Source organism: Myroides sp. LoEW2-1, from assembly GCF_009767705.1.
Taxonomy (GTDB): Bacteria; Bacteroidota; Bacteroidia; order Flavobacteriales; family Flavobacteriaceae; genus Flavobacterium; species Flavobacterium album_A.
In genome coordinates, this window is record NZ_WSPP01000044.1 from 1 (window position 1) to 18731 (window position 18731).

Sequence of the window (18731 nt, forward strand, 5' to 3'; positions counted from 1 at the left end):
TATATTTTACGTTTAAAGATAACTATTTATCGAATAACAATAAATTATTCTTGTTTTATAAAAAAAAACTATTACTTTTGAAGCATTGTAAAACCAAACAAATAAACTACTATGATTAAATTATTATTCTATTGGGTGACACTTTTAGTAGCGTTTTGTGAATGGGTAATTGATATCGTATTTTAAAAAATCAATACTATGAAACTAAAACTACTTACTGTACTTTTCTTAATTGCCTATATTTTTTCATTTACCTCTCACTTCAAAGATTTTACAGAAGGATTAAAGGAAGGAAATAATGCATTTAAAGAAGGAAAAGACTATGCCACTATAGTGGTGAAATCAGATAAAACACCTAATTTAAACAAAACGTTAGTTAGTAAAGAAAACAGCCAATCAATCACGGCACAAGTGACAACTGTAGAAGAAACTATCACATTTGAAGTTTCTGAAACAAAATCAACAATGACAAGCTTTTTATTGGGATTATTAGGTCTAATAAGTCTCTTTATAATACCTATGCTATTAATTGTTTTATTCAAATTCTTTAAGAATTTATACAAGGGAACTATTGTAGATGCTGATCAAATAGGACGTCTAAAATTCTTAGCCTATATACAAATTACATTCGCTATAATAGGGAACACTATCGTGTACTTCACTCAACTTGAACAACAGAGTATTGCCAGTTTCTATAACTTAACACTTGTTAAAACTACAGCATACGACATCACATTATTCTTTATTCCCTTAATTTTGTTGATGATTGTAGAAGTATTGAAACAACATTTGCGTCTAAAAGAAGATGCAGATCTAACCATATAACCCCCACGATATGCCAATAATAGTAAACCTTGATGTCATGATGGCTAAGCGAAAGATATCGCTTAATGAGTTGGCTGAGCGTGTAGGTATCACTGTGAGTAATCTATCCATACTCAAGACCAATAAGGCAAAAGCCATACGCTTTAGTACATTGGAGGCAATCTGTAAAGAGTTAGATTGTCAACCAGCTGATATACTAGAATATGTAAATGAAGACTGAGCACTGCTTGGTCTTTCTTATTCTTATAAACTGGCATTTCCCTGAACTACAACAATTAACCACCAAACAATAGGCACACTCTCTACCCAAAATAGCGTAAAGAATTTGGTGCGCTTAGGAGATGCATAATAAATAAAGAACAGCGTAAGAAGAACAATCAATAAGTTATTCCACGCTTGTATAGGTTGATACCCTACCTTAAAAAATTCGATAACATAAAAAGGAATTAATAACAATCCCAACAACCACTTGGTATTAGCTATTCCAAGCATCTGAGGTAAGGTCTTTAAATACTTGTCGTCGTATTGTAAGTCAACAACTTCGAATATCCCGATTAGAATAAACACTAAGATAAAACGCTGTATAAACTTAACTACAATATCCCAACTGACCGGTATATCCGCATTCATCACCGGTACTATAAGCGTTACAGTAGCCCAACACAGACAGACGATATATACTTTAAGCCCTGCCAGGTTGCGCAGATTACTTCGATTACTACTAATAGGTATAGCATATAAAACTGACAACACCAATAAGCTCAAAGTGACCAACTGTGCCTTCCATTTCAACATAAAGAAAGCCATAGTCCCTATCAGCAACGCAATAATACTTATCCCAATAATGACCTTTAACCGAAGCGTAAATGGAGTTTTATGCCTATAGATTACCTCAGCATATTTAATGAAGTTGTACGAAAACAATGTTCCTGTAAAAGCCAATACAGACACAACTGCATCAAATGGAAGGTGACAGAAATAAAATGTCATTTGTGCCAAAGCAAATACTGCTAAGGAAACGTGAATACTTCCGTTTAAATAAAGAGCAACTATTCTATTTTTTAACAAATCCATATTATTTATCAGTCTTCTACTGTTATGCTTATACACTTTTCAAAATTAATTGATATAAAGACACAATTGTCAGATTAATGGTTATTTTTGTGTGATTAAACACAACTTTTATTTATTGTCCAAATGAAAACAAACGCATTTGCTCTAAGACACATTGGTCCTCGTCCTGAGGATATCGCAGAGATGCTTAAAACAGTGAAAGCTGATAGCATCGAACAATTAATCAACGAAACTTTCCCAGACGCTATTCGTCTTAAAGAAGATTTAAACCTTGCCCCTGCAATGACTGAGTATGAGTACTTATCTCACATTCAAGCATTAGGAAACAAAAATAAAATATTCCGTTCTTTCATTGGTTTAGGATATAATGAGGCAGTAGTTCCTGCTGCTATTATCCGTAACGTATTTGAAAACCCAGGATGGTATACAGCTTATACTCCTTACCAAGCTGAAGTAGCTCAAGGTCGTTTAGAAGCTTTATTAAACTTCCAAACTACTGTTATCGAGCTTTCTGGTATGGAGATTGCAAATGCTTCTCTATTAGATGAATCAACTGCAGCTGCTGAAGCTATGATCTTATTATTCGACGTAAGAACAAGAGATCAAAAGAAAAATAACGTAGTGAAATTCTTCGTTTCTGAAGAAATCTTACCACAGACTTTATCAGTATTACAGACTCGTGCTACTCCATTTGGTGTAGAGTTAGTAGTAGGTAACCACGAAGAGTTTGACTTCTCAGAAGAATTCTTCGGTGCTATCTTACAATACCCTGGTAAACACGGTATCGTAGCTGACTATGCTGACTTTATAAACCAAGCAAAAGCAAAAGACATTAAAGTAGCTGTAGCTGCTGATATCATGTCTTTAGTATTATTAACTCCTCCAGGAGAAATGGGTGCTGACGTAGTAGTAGGTACTACTCAACGTTTTGGTATTCCATTAGGATTCGGAGGTCCTCACGCTGCTTTCTTCGCTACTAAAGAAGAATATAAGCGCAGCATGCCAGGTCGTATCATCGGAGTATCTAAAGATGCTGATGACAACTTCGCACTGCGTATGGCTTTACAAACTCGTGAACAACATATCAAACGTGAGAAGGCTACATCTAATATCTGTACTGCTCAAGTATTATTAGCTGTTATGGCTAGTTTCTACGCTGTTTACCACGGACCTAAAGGATTGACTAACATCGCTTCTTTAATCCATGCAAAAGCAGTAACTGTAGCTACTGAATTAGGTAAATTAGGTATTGAACAACTTAATGCTAACTTCTTTGATACAATCTTAGTGAAAGCGGATGCTGCTAAAGTAAAACCTATCGCTGAAGCTAATTCTATTAACTTTAACTATATCGATGCTAACACTATCTCTATTTCATTAAACGAGACTGTAGAATTAGCTGATATCAATGCTATTGTTAATGTATTCGCTCAAGCTACTGGTAAGACAGCTACAGAAGTAACTGCATTAAGCACTGAAATTAAATACCAAGATAAACTAAAACGTACTTCTAAGTTCTTAGAGCACGCTGTATTTAACAGCTACCACTCTGAGACTGAGTTAATGCGTTATATCAAAAAATTAGAGCGTAAAGACTTAGCGCTTAACCACTCTATGATTTCTTTAGGGTCTTGTACAATGAAATTGAATGCTGCTGCTGAGATGTTACCATTGAGTAATGCACAGTGGAACAACGTTCATCCATTCGTACCTGCTGATCAAGCACAAGGATACTTAGAGATGCTACACGGATTAGAAGAGAAGTTAAATGTGATTACTGGTTTTGCTGGTACTACATTACAACCAAACTCTGGAGCTCAAGGAGAGTACGCTGGTCTTATGGCTATCCGTGCATACCACCACTCAAGAGGTGACTTCCAACGCGATATCGCACTTATTCCTGCTTCTGCACACGGTACTAACCCTGCTTCTGCTGCTATGGCTGGTATGAAAGTAGTCGTGACTAAAACTACACCTGAAGGGAATATCGACGTGGCTGACTTAAAAGCTAAAGCTGAACAATATAAAGATAACTTATCTTGTCTTATGGTGACTTACCCATCTACACATGGTGTATATGAGTCTGCTATCATGGAGATTACTCAAATCATCCACGATAACGGAGGACAAGTATATATGGATGGTGCTAATATGAATGCACAGGTGGCAATCACTAACCCTGCTAATATCGGGGCTGATGTATGTCACTTAAACTTACACAAGACTTTCGCTATTCCTCACGGAGGTGGTGGGCCTGGTGTAGGACCTATCTGTGTGGCTGAGCACTTAGTACCATTCTTACCTACTAACCCTATCGTTAAGGTAGGTGGAGAGAAAGGAATCACTGCTATCTCTGCTGCTCCTTATGGATCTGCATTAGTGTGTTTAATTTCTTACGGTTACATCGCTATGTTAGGAACTGAGGGTCTTAAGAAAGTAACACAACAAGCTATCTTAAATGCTAACTACATGAAATCTCGTTTAGAGGAGCATTATTCTATCCTTTATACAGGTGAGAAAGGACGTGCTGCACATGAGATGATCGTAGACGTACGTGAGTTTAAAGAAAAAGGTATCGAGGTAACAGATATCGCTAAACGTCTTATCGACTACGGTTTCCACGCTCCTACAGTATCTTTCCCAGTAGCTGGTACATTAATGATCGAGCCAACTGAAAGTGAGAGCAAAGAAGAACTTGATAGATTCTGTGATGCTATGGCTTCTATCCGTCAAGAGATTGAGAATGCAACTATCGAAAACCCTGTGAACGAGCTTAAGAATGCTCCTCACACATTAGCATTATTAACTGCTGATAACTGGGATCTTCCATACTCAAGACAGAAAGCGGCTTACCCACTTCCTTATGTAGCTGAAAACAAATTATGGCCTACTGTACGTCGTATTGACGATGCTTACGGTGACAGAAACTTAATTTGTTCTTGTGCTCCTATCGAAGCTTATTTAGAAAACTAATATCTGAATAATTATAAATGGAAAAGGCTGTCCTTGAGGACAGCCTTTTTTGTATTGTAATCACTTGTATTTTACCCAAAATACGCATTAGATAGAGAAGCTATTAAATGATACTGAATAGGTCAGAATTAACAATACACATATACTATAGTATGCTACAATAGCTAATAGTGGAATTGCAAAGTCGAATTACTTTGCAGTATTTAGCGAATGCGGATTTGGGGTTAAACACAATACTTACTACAATACATATCTTGTAATATAATGTTTTTTAGCGAAGGCTTTTTGTTCCAAAGTTACTTGCTCTGACAGCTTCTCCATTTCCATAAATACACTTTCGATGTGTAAATAGCTTTCCTCAACTACCTCCTCTGTGAGAACCTTATCTACTGACTGTTTACTTAACGATAAGTAAATATCCAATAATTTATCGCATTCTTTCATATACGAAATCAAAGCCTCTCTCATTGGTACAACGTCTTCCTTGACATCCATCTTAGCATACTCCTCAATAGCTTCCCTTATGTACTCCTGAGCAGATTCTCCCCTTTGACTAAACATCGAATATCCATCCAGGCTCACAATGCTCTGCTCAATACCTACAACATCATTAACTTTAGTCACTACCGTATTCCAAACCGATACATTGTAACCTAAATCAGATTCGCGATTGTCGCAACTAACCATAAACAAGCTACTCACGAGAAATAAAATAAAATACTTTCTCATCCTATCCTTTTTAAATTTCCGCAAACTTACATTGGAAAAATAAAAACGCATTAAAAAAAATGATCTAATTAAAATGCCAAGCCACTTGGTATATGATAGATCAGTTTCTTTCCATTAAAGTGATTTAGAGATGTATTCTTATTCAAGACTACTATAAAACAAATACTCAGCGTTCGATAATCACTACTTGCCTTTTGATAAACATCCTGCAAAACAACTTTTCCAAAAACTCTAACCCATTTCTTAACCAATATATTAAAAGCATTTAAAACATTTTCTCTCTTCTCAAGAGCTATTTCTTTATCTGTCGTTTCATACTCATTTATTGCCTTAAACAGCTTTCGGCAGACTACGTTGTTGATACTACTTCTCTGAAGATTAGAATCCAAAAAGTAACCTTCTGCTTGATCTAAAAGACTTAACAACCGATCCACTGAAACAATTTCATCGAAGTAAATTCCATTAATTCCCTGCTCTTTCTTACTATATAAAAAATTATACACCCACAACTCGTGTTTTCGCTTTAAGATATCGAGAATATCCCGGTCAAAAGTATCTGAGTTTCTTCTGACATAGTCATAGTCAGATTGACAAAGAAGTACCATATCAGGTTCGTCAGAACTTATATCTTCAGTTACTTCTAAATGAGTATTATATTCTAAAATGACTCCTGACGCATTAGTAGTAGAGTTCTCTGTTTCGTTTTTGGCTAATTCAGCTTTGCAAATAGCACACCTATTTGCAGCCTCATGCCAAACAAAATCAATTTTTTCATTCATAATCTCTCATTTATTTATCAATTCAATGTTTTAACTACAAAAAACATTCACAATATAAAATATTGTAACGCTAAATAAATATGACAATCAAATAATGAGCTTTAATTGTGAATGACTTACAAAGAATAGACAACCGCTACTTTTAGTTATCAACATAGCCTTTCTAATATGTTAATAACTAAAAAACTCATATAATACTAAATTTCAATTAATTAAGAACTTTATAAACAAATACACTTATACTTATCAACATCTTATCCCTATCTTATCAACACTTATAAACATCATTTGTTTACAATTGTTGATAACTTGAATTAGAAATTAGATACTCAATTAATTGCATATATATGGGATCTTCACTAACCACTTTACTATTACCCACGATAATCATCTGTTCTTTGGCACGAGTCAGAGCTACGTTTAGTTTCCTATCAACAGATTGCTCCTCATTGAGATTCACCAAACTCTCCAGTTGATAAGGGTCACTTACTGTCAGCGAGTAGATAATAATATCCTTTTGACCTCCTTGAAAACGCTCCACTGTATCGACTATCAGTTCGTTGCTATTAGCGATATTCAGAGATTCCAACTTTGATCTAATAAGTGCTATTTGATTCTTAAAAGGTGCAATAACGCCAATTTGCTTGATGACATCAAGAGGTCGTTGATTAACATCATATAAGGAGATTAGCCGCTTAATCACCTCGACCACCAAATCAGCCTCTAATTCATTGGCTTTAGCAAAACTTTGACCTGCTTGATCTTCTACGTCTAAAAATAGCATTCGCTTAGAAGCTAATAATTGATCTAACGCATTTGCACTACAGGGTTTGAAGTCCATCATTCTGACTTGTCTTGCCAAGTACCCTTTGGCCTCTTGTGACAAATTACTCAACTCAAAAGCCTCTTTCAAAATACCGTCATAAAATACCTCATTGGGAAACTCAGCAATAGACTTGTGCATACGTCCTTGAAAAGTAAGCGTGTCACAAGCATAATCTAATCGCTCTTTCACACAATAATTATACAGGCGTTCAAACAGGGAATTGCTATGCGTGTACAGACCTATGCCTTCAAGCATAGTGTTATTAGTCTTTGCTAATTCATCATTTTGCAAAACAATAGCAGGCAATTGCTTGTGATCCCCAATCATAACAAATCGCTTGCAATTAGCCAAAATCCCCACTATTTGAGGTTCTAATATTTGTGATGCCTCGTCAATAATGATCATATCAAACTTCTTCATGGCCAGCAAGTCTGACTGATTATTGATAGTAGCTACAGTTGACAAGAAAACACGTTGCGCTTGAACCAAATGCATCAAACTTTTTCGCGAAAATGTTTTGCCTTGAAGTTCCAGAGCTTCCTTTTTCATAGCAATCGTATTTTTAAGCAAATACTTGTGATAATCAACCTCACAAGAATGTTCACTTCCTATGCGAATAAAGGGGTATTCTACATCATAATCAGACAATGCCTCGCATACGGCAGATGACAACTCATCGACCGCCCGATTTGTATAAGATAACACCAAGATATTTACACGAGAATTTTGGTAAAGCTCCTTGATTAACTCTTTGATAATATGAGAGGTCTTTCCTGTTCCCGGAGGCCCATTCAGAATAAAGTAATCATCACAAGAAAGAATATTTGTGAGAATCCTGTTTTGCTCTACAGACAGATAGTCTTTGTGAAAAGCATAAGGAGTTTTTTGCTTAGGTTTTTCTACCCCTAATAAAAGGTCTTTCTTATGTGAACTGCCTTTCATAAACTCGTATAGACTGCGATACATACTATTAAAGCCAGAGTCCATAAAGTCTTTTTCTAATGCCCATTTTTGATATCGGTTGAAATAAGCTTTATTATTCTGCCTATATCTCAGTGCAACTTCAATACTCTCTTGTGTAATACTCTTAATCACGACTTTAAAAATACGGTGCTTTACAGCTGTATCCTCAGTGCTCTCAAATGGATATAAAACACAAGAATCGCCAACCCTAAAACTGGCAAAACCATCGCCAATAAGAGGTCTTTTAAAGACTATCTTTTTTTGATCAGTATCCACTTCGTTCTGACTAATAACTAAATCATAAAAAATACTATATGCATCTTCTTTCTCATGAAATGTTTGATTCCAAAGACTTGCAAGAGAATAAACCCCTTCTCTACGACCATCTCCTAATTTGCTGTGGTTTTGTTCGCGAGCTACAAAACTGTAAAAACTGTAAAAATAAGCTTGTTGTAAAATCGTTGCCCCATAGATCGGCTCTACAAATGCTTTGTATTGCTTTTCTAAAATATTCTTAAACTTGTCATTAGTCGGTTTGTTTACAATAGACTCTACGTTTAAACCGCGAAATACCGCGCTTACCTTATTGAGATCTCCACTCTGTATCATCTTCTCATTCAAGATAATGCGATTTCTAAGTTCGCAAATCTCCTGTACTCTTTCTAAATTAATATGGTCAGAACGAAGATTGTTAGAACTAACCTTACTATATAGAATATACCCCTTAATATATTGTTGATTGGCAATATTCTTAAACGAAATCCCCAATGATTCACTAATCATCAAGTAGTATAAAAATAACTGTGTATTGTGATTATCCTTAATATTTGTACCGTAGTCAGGATATGCAGTACTTCCTGATTTGAGTTCAATAATGACAGCAGACCGATCGTTATTGGGATTATCGTAGAACAGATCCAAACGACCCTGTAACCCAAATACATTATTCAAAAATGAAGGTTCCAGAGCAATATTATCAATATCGCGTAAACCATAGTAGGTAAAGTCTTCCTGAACTACCTTAGATATGTGTCTAAAGTGCATTTGGCAAGCCTCTTGATATTCCCTAAAATGCTCCACTGATTGAATATCCCTACAAAACAAATGTTCAAATGGATAATTCTCAAAGTGCTTTTGAAATAGAGAATCAAAGTTCACTCCTTGATTGTAAAAATTATTCACAACCTCATCCATTACCAAGTTAGCAAAGTTACCGATCAATAGGTGCTTGGTATTGGGAATCGCATCCATCTTTGATTTCAAGAAAAGTAAAGGAGATAATCCAAAATCTTGATTACACTCCGCTATTGCAGATACATCTATAAGATAATCAGGCTCTAAAACGATCACAGAAGGATAATAAACATCATTGCTATCGATGTGAATATGTACTAAATAGAGTAAGGATTGCAATGGAAAGTGAGGCAGAGAAGTAAATGGTGTACTCATTTCTCCATCGTGAACTTTTACCTTTATGACTTCGTTGATATCCAATCTAAGACAATAAATAAAATTGTCATCTCTATTGACCAACGACACCTTTACCCGTTCCAAATAGCTATCAAAATACTTAGTCGCACTTGCTTTCCTACAATCGACTTCGGAGAAAAAGCAAGTATTTACATAAGGTACTGGTACACCGCTTACTTGAGATAAAAACAAGTTAACATCCTTCCAATATGTAATAAACCAAGATTCTAAATCCCTTTCATCATAGCGGTAAATCTCATTCGAAACAATTCTAAATTCGTGAATTACCGTGGATACTTTATACTTACTACAAATAAAAGCCAGTCGACTAAACAAATTGGAAAAAACAATCTTCTCATCTCTTACAATCTCTTTGGTAACCTTATCTAAAAGCCCTTTTAATCGAAGGTAATTCAATCGTATGGAAGTGCCTTCGACTTTCTGTGCGATTTCACACAGAGAAGAAAAGAAAAAGTCAGTAGAGTTCCTAAGTTTCATCATCGCGTAATTATATCACAAAAATAAGAGTATATACTGTACTTACACAGTATACAAAGTGATTTAAAAAACAAAAAGCAATACTGCCAATAGAGAACCCAAAGCAGAAAGACAATTGCATCCTAAAAAACACAGTTAATCAACCAGTAATACGACAAACCTACATCCATATACCTTCAGAGGTGTATAAAATATAATAAATCCATCAACCATTAATAATAGGACAATGAATGGGCAAAAGCCCTATTTTTCGCGTTATTGTCCTACTATTGTCCCAGAAGTGTCCTACGATCTCGCTGCAACCCGCCTATTTACTAAGGATAAGAGCCTTATTTCAAATCAACATATTTACCAACAACAACATTAATTACCTAAAAAACAGTACATTACACCAAATAATACAATAAAAAAAAGACCCTTTTTTTTGCTTTTAAGAAATAAAAGACAACAAAAGCAGCTATTAAAGAAACAAAAACAAGACAAAACACCTGTTTTTCTAAAAAAACAGTGATATAAAACTACAATTCTATAAAAAAACATCCTTCTTTTTTTTAAAGTATTCCTCATAGGAAATCCCTAAAAGGAAACTGCGACTGACTAAATCAGAGGATGACTTTAGCGATTCCACCTTTTGGAACTAAAACAATTACAATAAAAAACAGATATTCTACTCATCAAGAGAAACGGAACTTCTGCTCTATACTTAAACGACAATAATCAACTAAAAAGTAGTGTGCATAATTGTGACAAAATATAGCTGTCTTAAAAACCACATTATGCCAGTTTACAGAAAGAGTAGAGAGACAAAAACGGCTATTTAATCTCATTTTGTTATTTAGAATTGTTTTAAACAATTATATTTGCAAGGATAAAACCACTTATTATGTTTCGAAAACTATTATTATTAGCAGTACTTTCTTTAAGTACAATAGCTGCAAAAGCACAAAATGACATTGCAATTGGCAAAATGTATAAACTAAACTCTAAGCAACTTAACGAAGACAGAGAAATACAAATTTACTTGCCTAAAAGTTATACAGACACAACCATTACACCTCAACAATATCCCGTGATTTACCTACTTGACGGTGAATCAAACTTCAACTATTTAACTGCTTATGTCGAAAAACTTTCGAAGTACCCTTATCCAAGTATTCCTGAAATGATTGTCGTAGGTATTGTAAATACTAATCGCACGAGAGATCTTACCCCGAGTACGCGAAAAGAAGAAAATATGACAGAGGCTCAAAAGAGTAAAATCAAGGGAGAAAGCGGCGGTAATGCGAACTTCTTTAGCTTTATAGAAAAAGAATTGATGCCTTACATCAATGAGAATTATAGAACTATGGGCTATAACGTACTAATTGGACATTCCTTTGGAGGAATTACTGCACTTAACAACTTGTTAAACTACACCGATATGTTTCATGCCTATATCGTACATGACCCAAGTATCTGGTGGGATGGGCAGTATATGTTAAAGCAATATGAGTTGAACCCAACCAAAGATTTTAAAAATAGAAAACTCTTTGTGACACAAGTAGACGAATCTCAAAATAAAGGTGGACAAAAAGAACATTACTCAAGTATTCAAGAATACAACCAGTATATGACTAAGACGAAACTAAAAAATTTAAGTTATAAATACGTTCAATACGAAGGAGAGGATCACGGAAGCATTCCCTTAAAAGGAAACTTAGACGGACTTAGATATATCTTTGAAGGATTTGGTATAAATTTCAAGCAAATAAAAGAGAACCCAAAATTAGTCGAAGAAAACTACAAAAGCTTTAGCCAAAAAATGCACTTTGAATTTAAGCCTAATGAAGCTTACTTAAACTACATCATTGACTACTACAAAAAGATGGATGAGCAAGACACAGTAAAGTACTTTGAACAATATAGAGACAAATTACATCAAAAATAAACACATTTTCACAACTTCTTGCTCTGCATATAAAAACCTCATCAACTTCTAAATAAAATAACTATTATCTTGTCATTATATGATAATTACGCTAAGTTTACGGATAAGAAACAAAAACAACCTCCTATAATTATGAATATAAAAATTATTGGCTCAGGCTGCTACATCCCAACTCAAGTAATCACCAATAATGATTTTGACCAATTTGACTTTAGAGATGAGAGCGGTAAGCCATTCAACGACAACAATCAGAGAATAGCTAAGAAGCTACAAATGATTACGGGAATAGAAGAACGCAGATATGCTGAAAACAATCTAACCACTTCTGATATAGGAACCATTGCAGCACAAAAAGCAATCGAAAATGCTCACATCGACCCTGAGACGATAGATCAAATTATTTTTGCGCACAACTTTGGTGATATTAAACACGGTACAATACAATCGGACAATGTCCCAAGTTTAGCATCGCGTGTCAAACACAATTTAAAAATCAAAAACCCCAACTGTATTGCCTACGATATGCTGTTTGGTTGTCCGGGATGGTTACAAGGAGTGATTAATGCTTATGCCATGATGCAATCCGGTTTAGCCAAACGCTGTTTGATTATTGGAGCGGAGACATTGTCTCGCACAATAGACTTACACGATAGAGATTCAATGATTTACGCTGATGGTGCTGGAGCGACAATATTTGAAAGTAAAACTGAAGAAGGTGGTATTCTTGCAGTAAACAGTGCAAGCTACACATTAGAAGAAGCTTTCTTTATACACTACGGCAAATCATATCATCCTGACTTAGATCCTGATACAAAATACATCAAAATGTACGGGCGAAAGATATACGAATTTGCTCTTACTTGTGTACCACTGGCTATGAAAGCCTGTATGGACAAAAGTGGGGTGCCGATATCGAAAATTAAGAAAGTGATGATTCACCAAGCCAATGAGAAAATGGATGAAGCCATCGTTAAGCGCTTTTTTGAATTATACAATATGGAGATGCCTGAATATGTCATGCCTATGAATATTCACAAATTAGGCAATAGTAGTGTCGCTACTCTCCCAACCCTATATGATATGATTATTAATAAACAAATTGATCATCATCAACTTGAAAAAGGAGATATATTACTATTTGCATCAGTAGGTGCAGGTATGAATATAAACGCATTTGTTTATCAACTATAAAAATCAAAAGGTCTATGAAATTGTTCATAGACCTTTTTTATTTCTTCTTCATCTTATAGATATAGTAACCAATCGCAATCAACAATACTATATAGCAGAAAATACTAATGCTAAACTTATACTTCTTGAACACGTCAAACAAGTCCAAGATCAGGATAATAATAACGACAAGGATAACAAGGGCTAAACTTCGCTTAACAGAACTCTTACTTACCATCACTTATATACCTTTAGTTAATAAATAGCCATGCAACTATACGAATTGTATAGTTATTAGCTACTTATAGACCAATTATTATGCCAATTATTAGCTTTTCACAAGACCTTAAATGGCATTTGTTTTAGACAAAAGCATTTAAAAAAACACTAAAACCATCTATATAAAACACTGTAAAACAATCATTTAAAAAACAAATATCCAACTACATTTGCACAAAAAAAGCAATATGAAGATTCAGTGTTATCTATTCGTTATAATCTTATTGGGAACAAAATCGTTCGCACAACATATAAAACAATCAGATAAAGATCTTGTAAAAGAATTAACTGCGGAGAAATTAAATCTGTCAGTAGCCAACAACAAAAACTTCTGGGATCGTGAGGTAACTAAAATTGCCTTAGTACCTACCGTATTCTTTGGAGCTTCAGCTGCAACTTGGCACAGCAAAGAAGATATACGCGAAATAAGAAATCGCTATATTCCAACTTTCAAATACAAATATGACGATTATTTCCAGTACGTACCAGCAGCTGCAACTTTTGGACTAAAGGCAGCTGGCGTACAAGGAAGAAATAACATAAAAAGAACTACAATATCCTATGCTACAAGTATGGCTATAATGGCTATTCTTGTAAATGGTATTAAATATACAGCCAAAGTTGAACGACCAGATGGATCCACGAAAAACTCATTTCCATCAGGTCATACAGCCATGGCATTTGCCAATGCAGCATTTTTAGACAAAGAATATGGTCTTGTCAATCCTGCGTATGCTATAGGAGGATATGGAATAGCGACGATGACAGGAGTAGGAAGAAGCCTAAACAATCGCCACTGGGCACCAGATGTATTAGCGGGCGCAGGTATTGGTATATTATCTACCCAATTAGCTTACTTTTTTGTAGATAAAATTTATGGAAACAAAGGCGACAACTTGAGCTTACTCTCTAAATATGAAGGTAATGAAAACCCCTCTTTCTTATCCATTAAAGTAGGTTACACAAGTGGCTTAGCCAGCTTAGTAGAAACAGAAGATAATGAATCACTTGCCAAAATGGGATGGGAAGCAGGATTGGAAGGTGCTTATTTCTTCAATAGGCATTGGGGAATCGGAGGGCAAATAATGGTAGCGAGTTTTCCCTTTTCCGAAGAAAAACTAAGCGCACCAGAGAATCATCAAATTGATGCAAAAGTACTATCTGAATCAATGGGTAACCTAACCTTCTCTGTGGGGCCTTACTATGCTTTTCACTTCGGAGAAAAGTGGAACCTTATGCTTAAGGCTTTAGGAGGATATAGCACAGGAGCAGATGGAAACATCTCTTTAAAAGTACGTTCATCTGATATCGATATTCCAGACTTGGAGAATGGACAACTGCAAATTGCATCATACAAACCAGCTGACACATTCCAATTTACTGCTGGTATGGCTCTGACTTACAATATAACAGATAATTTAGGTGTAACTCTATATTCTGACTTTAATCACAGCCAAGCGAAAATGAAATATACAATCAACAAATCAATATTAGAAGAAGGTGATTCTCAGATCAATACTTTTCATCAACCATTTAACTATATGAGTTTAGGATTTAGATTAACAGCCTATTTTTAAATATTTGATTTTAGTAACTTTACACACTTGAATTTAGGAATGATATGAGTAAAGATTTAGAAACCATAAAGGATTATTACAAATATACTATCACAGGCAAAAACTACGGTTTTGATATCAACAACTATCAAGATGGACAGTCTCACTTTAATATAAATACGCGTAAACATTGTCACTTCAGCACTCCCTACAACAGGAGAGACTTTTTTAAAATCTGTTTAATTATTGGACAAGGGAAGTTCAAATATGGTAAACACACCTTAGTGATAGACAAACCTACTCTATTCCTTCCTTGTCCAACAATACCTTATGAATGGGAATCATGCTCAGAAAACCAAGAGGGATACTTCTGTTTATTCAACAAGGAATTCTTTCACTCAGATGCGTCTCTTGAACTATTTAAAAAAACATCCTTATTCAAGGAATGGAGCAAGCCGTTTATATTCTTAGCTGACGCAGAAGTAGAAAGCCTTAATAACTACTTTATGCAGATGTATGAAATGGCACAAAGCTCTTACCCTTTAAAGTACGAAATCATACGAAACTTAGTAGCTATTGTCTTGCACAAAGCCCTACAGTTAAAAGCAGAAGATATTCACATACAAGAGCAATCTCCTGCCGATAGACTATACCGTTTGTTTGACAATGCCTTAGATAATCAGTTTCCTTTAGATTCTCCTGCTTATCCTCTGTTGTTGAAAACACCCAAAGACTTTGCTCAACTACTGAACGTACATGTAAATCACTTAAATGCAATCGTCAAAAAAAACACAGGAAATACAACTACCCAAGTAATCAAAAACAGAGTATTCGAGGAAGCAAAAAACCTTCTTAAACACACAACCTGGGACATAGCAGAAATAGGTTATACACTCGGCTTCGATCACCCTACCCATTTTAATAACTTCTTTAAAAAATACGCCTCAATAACCCCCTTGCAATTTAAGAACACCCTCTAACAATCTTTGATTTTCGTAATTATCCCTTTGAGTAAATAAAAGCCATAAAGGCATTAGCTGTTAATTTTGCACGTCTAAACAACAATGTACTTTATGCTTAAAAACACATCAGAACAACGAAAGAAATTGATAACCGCTTTGGCTTTTATTTCCATACCTCTTTCAGGTTTTGTCACTGACATTTACTTACCGTCATTCCCTTCTATGGCAAAGGATTTGAATGTCTTGGAAAAAGAGATACAACTTACGCTTACCTGCTACTTATTGAGTTATGGTATTTCACAGCTATTTGTAGGTAGCTTATTGGATAGCATTGGTAGATATAAGCCACGGCTTATTGCTTTATTTACCTTAGTTATTACAAGCATAAGTATTGCCTACTTAGATAATATCTTTTATATCTGCTTACTTAGAATAGTTCAGGGGATAGGTATCTCTATCTTAGTTGTTGCAACAAGAGCTCTATTCATGGACCTATATGATACCGAAAAGAGAGCACACTACTTGAGTTACTTTACAGTAGTATGGTCTTGTGGTCCGATATTAGCTCCATTTCTTGGTGGATACTTGGAAAAGCTATTCAACTGGCAAGCTAATTTCTTTTTCCTTGCTATCTATGCGGGAATACTATTAATATTAGACTTGGCAATCAGTGGAGAGAGTATTCCAGAGAAGAAAAAGTTTAATCTTAAAAACACAGTTCAATTGTATTCAACCATGCTTCAAAATAAAATGTTCATGTTAGGTATTATCATTTTAGGTTTAAGCTATTCCATTGTTATGATCTTCAATATTGCAGGGCCCTTTATAATTGAAAATACCTTTCACTATAATTCTGTTGTAATAGGCTATTGTACATTAATCCTTGGCTTTTCGTGGATGTTAGGAGGATTTGTTGGTAAAAGGCGAATCTATCTCGAATTTGAACCAAGAGTAAAACAACCCGCAATAGTACAGCTTATCTTGATTGGTGGGCTTATTGCAATGAGTTACTTCTTAGAAAACATTTGGGTTATGATGCCCTTTTTATTTCTTATTCACATCTGCTCGGGTACACTGTTCAATAATTTCTTTACTTCAACAATGTTGACCTTTCCAGAAAACTCGGGAACTGCAGGTGGATTAATGGGAGGACTTGTTTACGTTATTACCTCCATATCAAGTTTTGTCATTTCATCAACGGGGAACATCTCAGGACAAATGGAATTAAGCATTCGATATATAATTATCTTTCTATTGCTTTTTTCTACCATTTTACTCATTGTTCAAGCAAATAAAAAACTGTTAAAGTAAATTCAAATACAAAAACAGCTTTAGTAAATTATCAATAACACAAGTTAATAACACGAAAAAAGAGTAAATAAAGTAATTAAAAAAGGCTTTATTTACTCTTTTTTCATTTTACAAAATCCTCAAAAATTCCCTCCTATCAACAATAAAACAATTTTGTTATCAAAAAAACACAATTACCTAAAAAACAATGCTATAAACGATGCGAAATTATTGACTTCACTAAGATGTCAGTAAATTCACTTCTTGACTTAAAAAAGAGATAAAAACAGTCATTATTATCAGTAATTTTGCAACATAATTAGGTCTATAAATAAAAGTAGTAAATTATTTCTTTAACCATAGTGTACTTGTAGTACATCAAATAAAATGCAATCAAATAAAAAATTTTTAGGCTTTGCATCTGCTATATTTGCAGCGATGCTTTGGGGAGTTTCAGGTGCTTTTGCACAGTTCCTTTTTGACAAGAAAGAGTTCAATGCCGAATGGTTAGTAACAGTCCGTTTATTAATCTCGGGAGTTCTGATGTTATTCTTTGGTATAATGCAAAGAAATCCAGATGTAAAAGGTATTTGGAAAAATAAAAAAGATGCTATTCAACTATTGCTATTTAGCGTCTTGGGAATGCTGACAGTACAATATACTTACTTTGTCACTATCTTTCATTCAAACGCTGCTACTGCAACTGTATTACAATATACAGGGCCTGTATTTATAGCTGTTTACATTGCACTACGATTAAAGAAATGGCCCAAACCAATTGAATTCTTAGCTATCGGCTTAGCCATGTTAGGTACATTCTTAATGGTTACACATGGTGATACTTCTAAGCTTAGCATAAACCCTACTGCCTTAATATGGGGTATGGCTTCAGCTATCGCTTTGGCAGCATATACAATTATGCCTGTCCACTTGTTAGAAAAATACAGTCCTATCTCAATCATCGGATGGAGTATGTTAATCGCAGGTATTGCAATGAGTATTATCCACCCACCACACCACTTAGAAGGAATATGGGATGGTGAAACATTTGCTGCTGTTACATTCATTGTATTTTTAGGAACTCTGATCCCTTTCTATATATTCTTAACTGCAATTAAGAATATTGGTCCTCAGAGAGCAAGTTTATTAGCTTGTGCTGAACCTTTATCAGCTACATTCATTGCGATTACTTACTTCGGAGTACAATTTCACTATTTTGACTGGATAGGTAGTTTGTGTATCATCACGACAATCCTACTACTTACAAAGATTAAGAAGAAAGTACTTCCCGAACCGGAACTATAAATTATCATTGTTGTCCGATAAAAAGAGTAGTTTTTTCAGACTACTCTAATTTTTAGTAAGTTTGAAGTAACCACACTTTAAACTACTATGGGTAAAAATAGTCAT

At 34.8% G+C, this 18731-nt stretch carries 14 protein-coding genes; 9 read left to right on the forward strand and 5 right to left on the reverse strand.

What is annotated here, in order from left to right; all coding sequences use genetic code 11:
• Positions 1–198 precede the first annotated feature (198 nt).
• Together GOQ24_RS03630 and GOQ24_RS03635 are read left to right on the forward strand one after the other, a co-directional pair.
• Positions 199–825 carry a DUF2975 domain-containing protein gene (locus GOQ24_RS03630; protein WP_155091337.1) on the forward strand — a complete coding sequence of 209 codons (627 nt, stop codon included), beginning with the start codon at positions 199–201 and terminating at the stop codon, positions 823–825.
• 10 nt (positions 826–835) lie between these two features.
• Positions 836–1045: a helix-turn-helix domain-containing protein gene (locus tag GOQ24_RS03635; RefSeq protein WP_006259555.1), complete on the forward strand. Its 210-nt coding sequence runs from the start codon at positions 836–838 to the stop codon at positions 1043–1045.
• A 23-nt stretch (positions 1046–1068) separates the two neighbouring features.
• Here the strand turns inward: GOQ24_RS03635 and GOQ24_RS03640 are convergent, their stop codons facing one another.
• Complete coding sequence (locus tag GOQ24_RS03640) at positions 1069–1899, reverse strand: hypothetical protein (RefSeq protein WP_155091336.1); 831 nt, start codon at positions 1897–1899, stop codon at positions 1069–1071.
• Between the two features lie 123 nt (positions 1900–2022).
• On the opposite strand from GOQ24_RS03640, the gene gcvP reads away from it, so the two are divergent.
• Positions 2023–4872, forward strand: coding sequence for an aminomethyl-transferring glycine dehydrogenase (gene gcvP, locus GOQ24_RS03645; RefSeq protein ID WP_155091335.1), 2850 nt, complete (start codon positions 2023–2025; stop codon positions 4870–4872).
• A 240-nt stretch (positions 4873–5112) separates the two neighbouring features.
• Here gcvP and GOQ24_RS03650 read toward each other — a convergent pair whose 3' ends face one another.
• The 3 genes from GOQ24_RS03650 to GOQ24_RS03660 form a co-directional block, all read right to left on the reverse strand.
• On the reverse strand, positions 5113–5601 hold the full coding sequence (locus GOQ24_RS03650) for a hypothetical protein (RefSeq protein WP_155091334.1): 489 nt from the start codon (positions 5599–5601) through the stop codon (positions 5113–5115).
• 68 nt (positions 5602–5669) lie between these two features.
• The gene (locus tag GOQ24_RS03655) at positions 5670–6380 is read right to left on the reverse strand and encodes a hypothetical protein (RefSeq protein WP_155091333.1); all 711 of its coding nucleotides are present in this window, start codon (positions 6378–6380) and stop codon (positions 5670–5672) included.
• 292 nt (positions 6381–6672) lie between these two features.
• The gene (locus GOQ24_RS03660; protein ID WP_230381495.1) at positions 6673–10140 is read right to left on the reverse strand and encodes an AAA domain-containing protein; all 3468 of its coding nucleotides are present in this window, start codon (positions 10138–10140) and stop codon (positions 6673–6675) included.
• A gap of 880 nt (positions 10141–11020) precedes the next feature.
• Here GOQ24_RS03660 and GOQ24_RS03665 point away from each other — a divergent pair.
• Positions 11021–12064 carry an alpha/beta hydrolase gene (locus GOQ24_RS03665; RefSeq protein ID WP_155091332.1) on the forward strand — a complete coding sequence of 348 codons (1044 nt, stop codon included), beginning with the start codon at positions 11021–11023 and terminating at the stop codon, positions 12062–12064.
• Positions 12065–12196: 132 nt separating this feature from the next.
• Positions 12197–13255, forward strand: coding sequence for a 3-oxoacyl-ACP synthase III family protein (locus GOQ24_RS03670; RefSeq protein WP_160339119.1), 1059 nt, complete (start codon positions 12197–12199; stop codon positions 13253–13255).
• A gap of 37 nt (positions 13256–13292) precedes the next feature.
• On the opposite strand, the gene GOQ24_RS03675 is transcribed toward GOQ24_RS03670, so the two are convergent.
• Entirely contained in the window at positions 13293–13472 is a 180-nt protein-coding gene (locus tag GOQ24_RS03675; RefSeq protein WP_160339120.1) for a hypothetical protein, read from the reverse strand.
• Positions 13473–13701: 229 nt separating this feature from the next.
• On the opposite strand from GOQ24_RS03675, the gene GOQ24_RS03680 reads away from it, so the two are divergent.
• The 4 genes from GOQ24_RS03680 (at position 13702) to GOQ24_RS03695 (ending at position 18626) form a co-directional block, all read left to right on the forward strand.
• Positions 13702–15090 (forward strand): phosphatase PAP2 family protein, encoded by a 1389-nt coding sequence (locus GOQ24_RS03680; protein WP_155091329.1) that lies wholly within the window; start codon positions 13702–13704, stop codon positions 15088–15090.
• 44 nt (positions 15091–15134) lie between these two features.
• A complete protein-coding gene (locus tag GOQ24_RS03685; RefSeq protein ID WP_155091328.1) occupies positions 15135–16049 on the forward strand; it encodes a helix-turn-helix domain-containing protein in 915 nt (304 codons plus the stop codon).
• 93 nt (positions 16050–16142) lie between these two features.
• Entirely contained in the window at positions 16143–17342 is a 1200-nt protein-coding gene (locus GOQ24_RS03690) for an MFS transporter (RefSeq protein WP_160339121.1), read from the forward strand.
• A 366-nt stretch (positions 17343–17708) separates the two neighbouring features.
• Complete coding sequence (locus GOQ24_RS03695) at positions 17709–18626, forward strand: DMT family transporter (RefSeq protein ID WP_155091326.1); 918 nt, start codon at positions 17709–17711, stop codon at positions 18624–18626.
• Positions 18627–18731 lie beyond the last annotated feature (105 nt).

What these genes read in the sequence shown, in the direction of transcription:
- GOQ24_RS03630 (WP_155091337.1), top strand. Translation starts at nt 199, where the DNA reads ATGAAACTAAAACTACTTACTGTACTTTTCTTAATTGCCTATATTTTT.
- GOQ24_RS03635 (WP_006259555.1), top strand. Translation starts at nt 836, where the DNA reads ATGCCAATAATAGTAAACCTTGATGTCATGATGGCTAAGCGAAAGATA.
- GOQ24_RS03640 (WP_155091336.1), bottom strand. Translation starts at nt 1,899, where the DNA reads ATGGATTTGTTAAAAAATAGAATAGTTGCTCTTTATTTAAACGGAAGT.
- gcvP (WP_155091335.1), top strand. Translation starts at nt 2,023, where the DNA reads ATGAAAACAAACGCATTTGCTCTAAGACACATTGGTCCTCGTCCTGAG.
- GOQ24_RS03650 (WP_155091334.1), bottom strand. Translation starts at nt 5,601, where the DNA reads ATGAGAAAGTATTTTATTTTATTTCTCGTGAGTAGCTTGTTTATGGTT.
- GOQ24_RS03655 (WP_155091333.1), bottom strand. Translation starts at nt 6,380, where the DNA reads ATGAATGAAAAAATTGATTTTGTTTGGCATGAGGCTGCAAATAGGTGT.
- GOQ24_RS03660 (WP_230381495.1), bottom strand. Translation starts at nt 10,140, where the DNA reads ATGATGAAACTTAGGAACTCTACTGACTTTTTCTTTTCTTCTCTGTGT.
- GOQ24_RS03665 (WP_155091332.1), top strand. Translation starts at nt 11,021, where the DNA reads ATGTTTCGAAAACTATTATTATTAGCAGTACTTTCTTTAAGTACAATA.
- GOQ24_RS03670 (WP_160339119.1), top strand. Translation starts at nt 12,197, where the DNA reads ATGAATATAAAAATTATTGGCTCAGGCTGCTACATCCCAACTCAAGTA.
- GOQ24_RS03675 (WP_160339120.1), bottom strand. Translation starts at nt 13,472, where the DNA reads ATGGTAAGTAAGAGTTCTGTTAAGCGAAGTTTAGCCCTTGTTATCCTT.
- GOQ24_RS03680 (WP_155091329.1), top strand. Translation starts at nt 13,702, where the DNA reads ATGAAGATTCAGTGTTATCTATTCGTTATAATCTTATTGGGAACAAAA.
- GOQ24_RS03685 (WP_155091328.1), top strand. Translation starts at nt 15,135, where the DNA reads ATGAGTAAAGATTTAGAAACCATAAAGGATTATTACAAATATACTATC.
- GOQ24_RS03690 (WP_160339121.1), top strand. Translation starts at nt 16,143, where the DNA reads ATGCTTAAAAACACATCAGAACAACGAAAGAAATTGATAACCGCTTTG.
- GOQ24_RS03695 (WP_155091326.1), top strand. Translation starts at nt 17,709, where the DNA reads ATGCAATCAAATAAAAAATTTTTAGGCTTTGCATCTGCTATATTTGCA.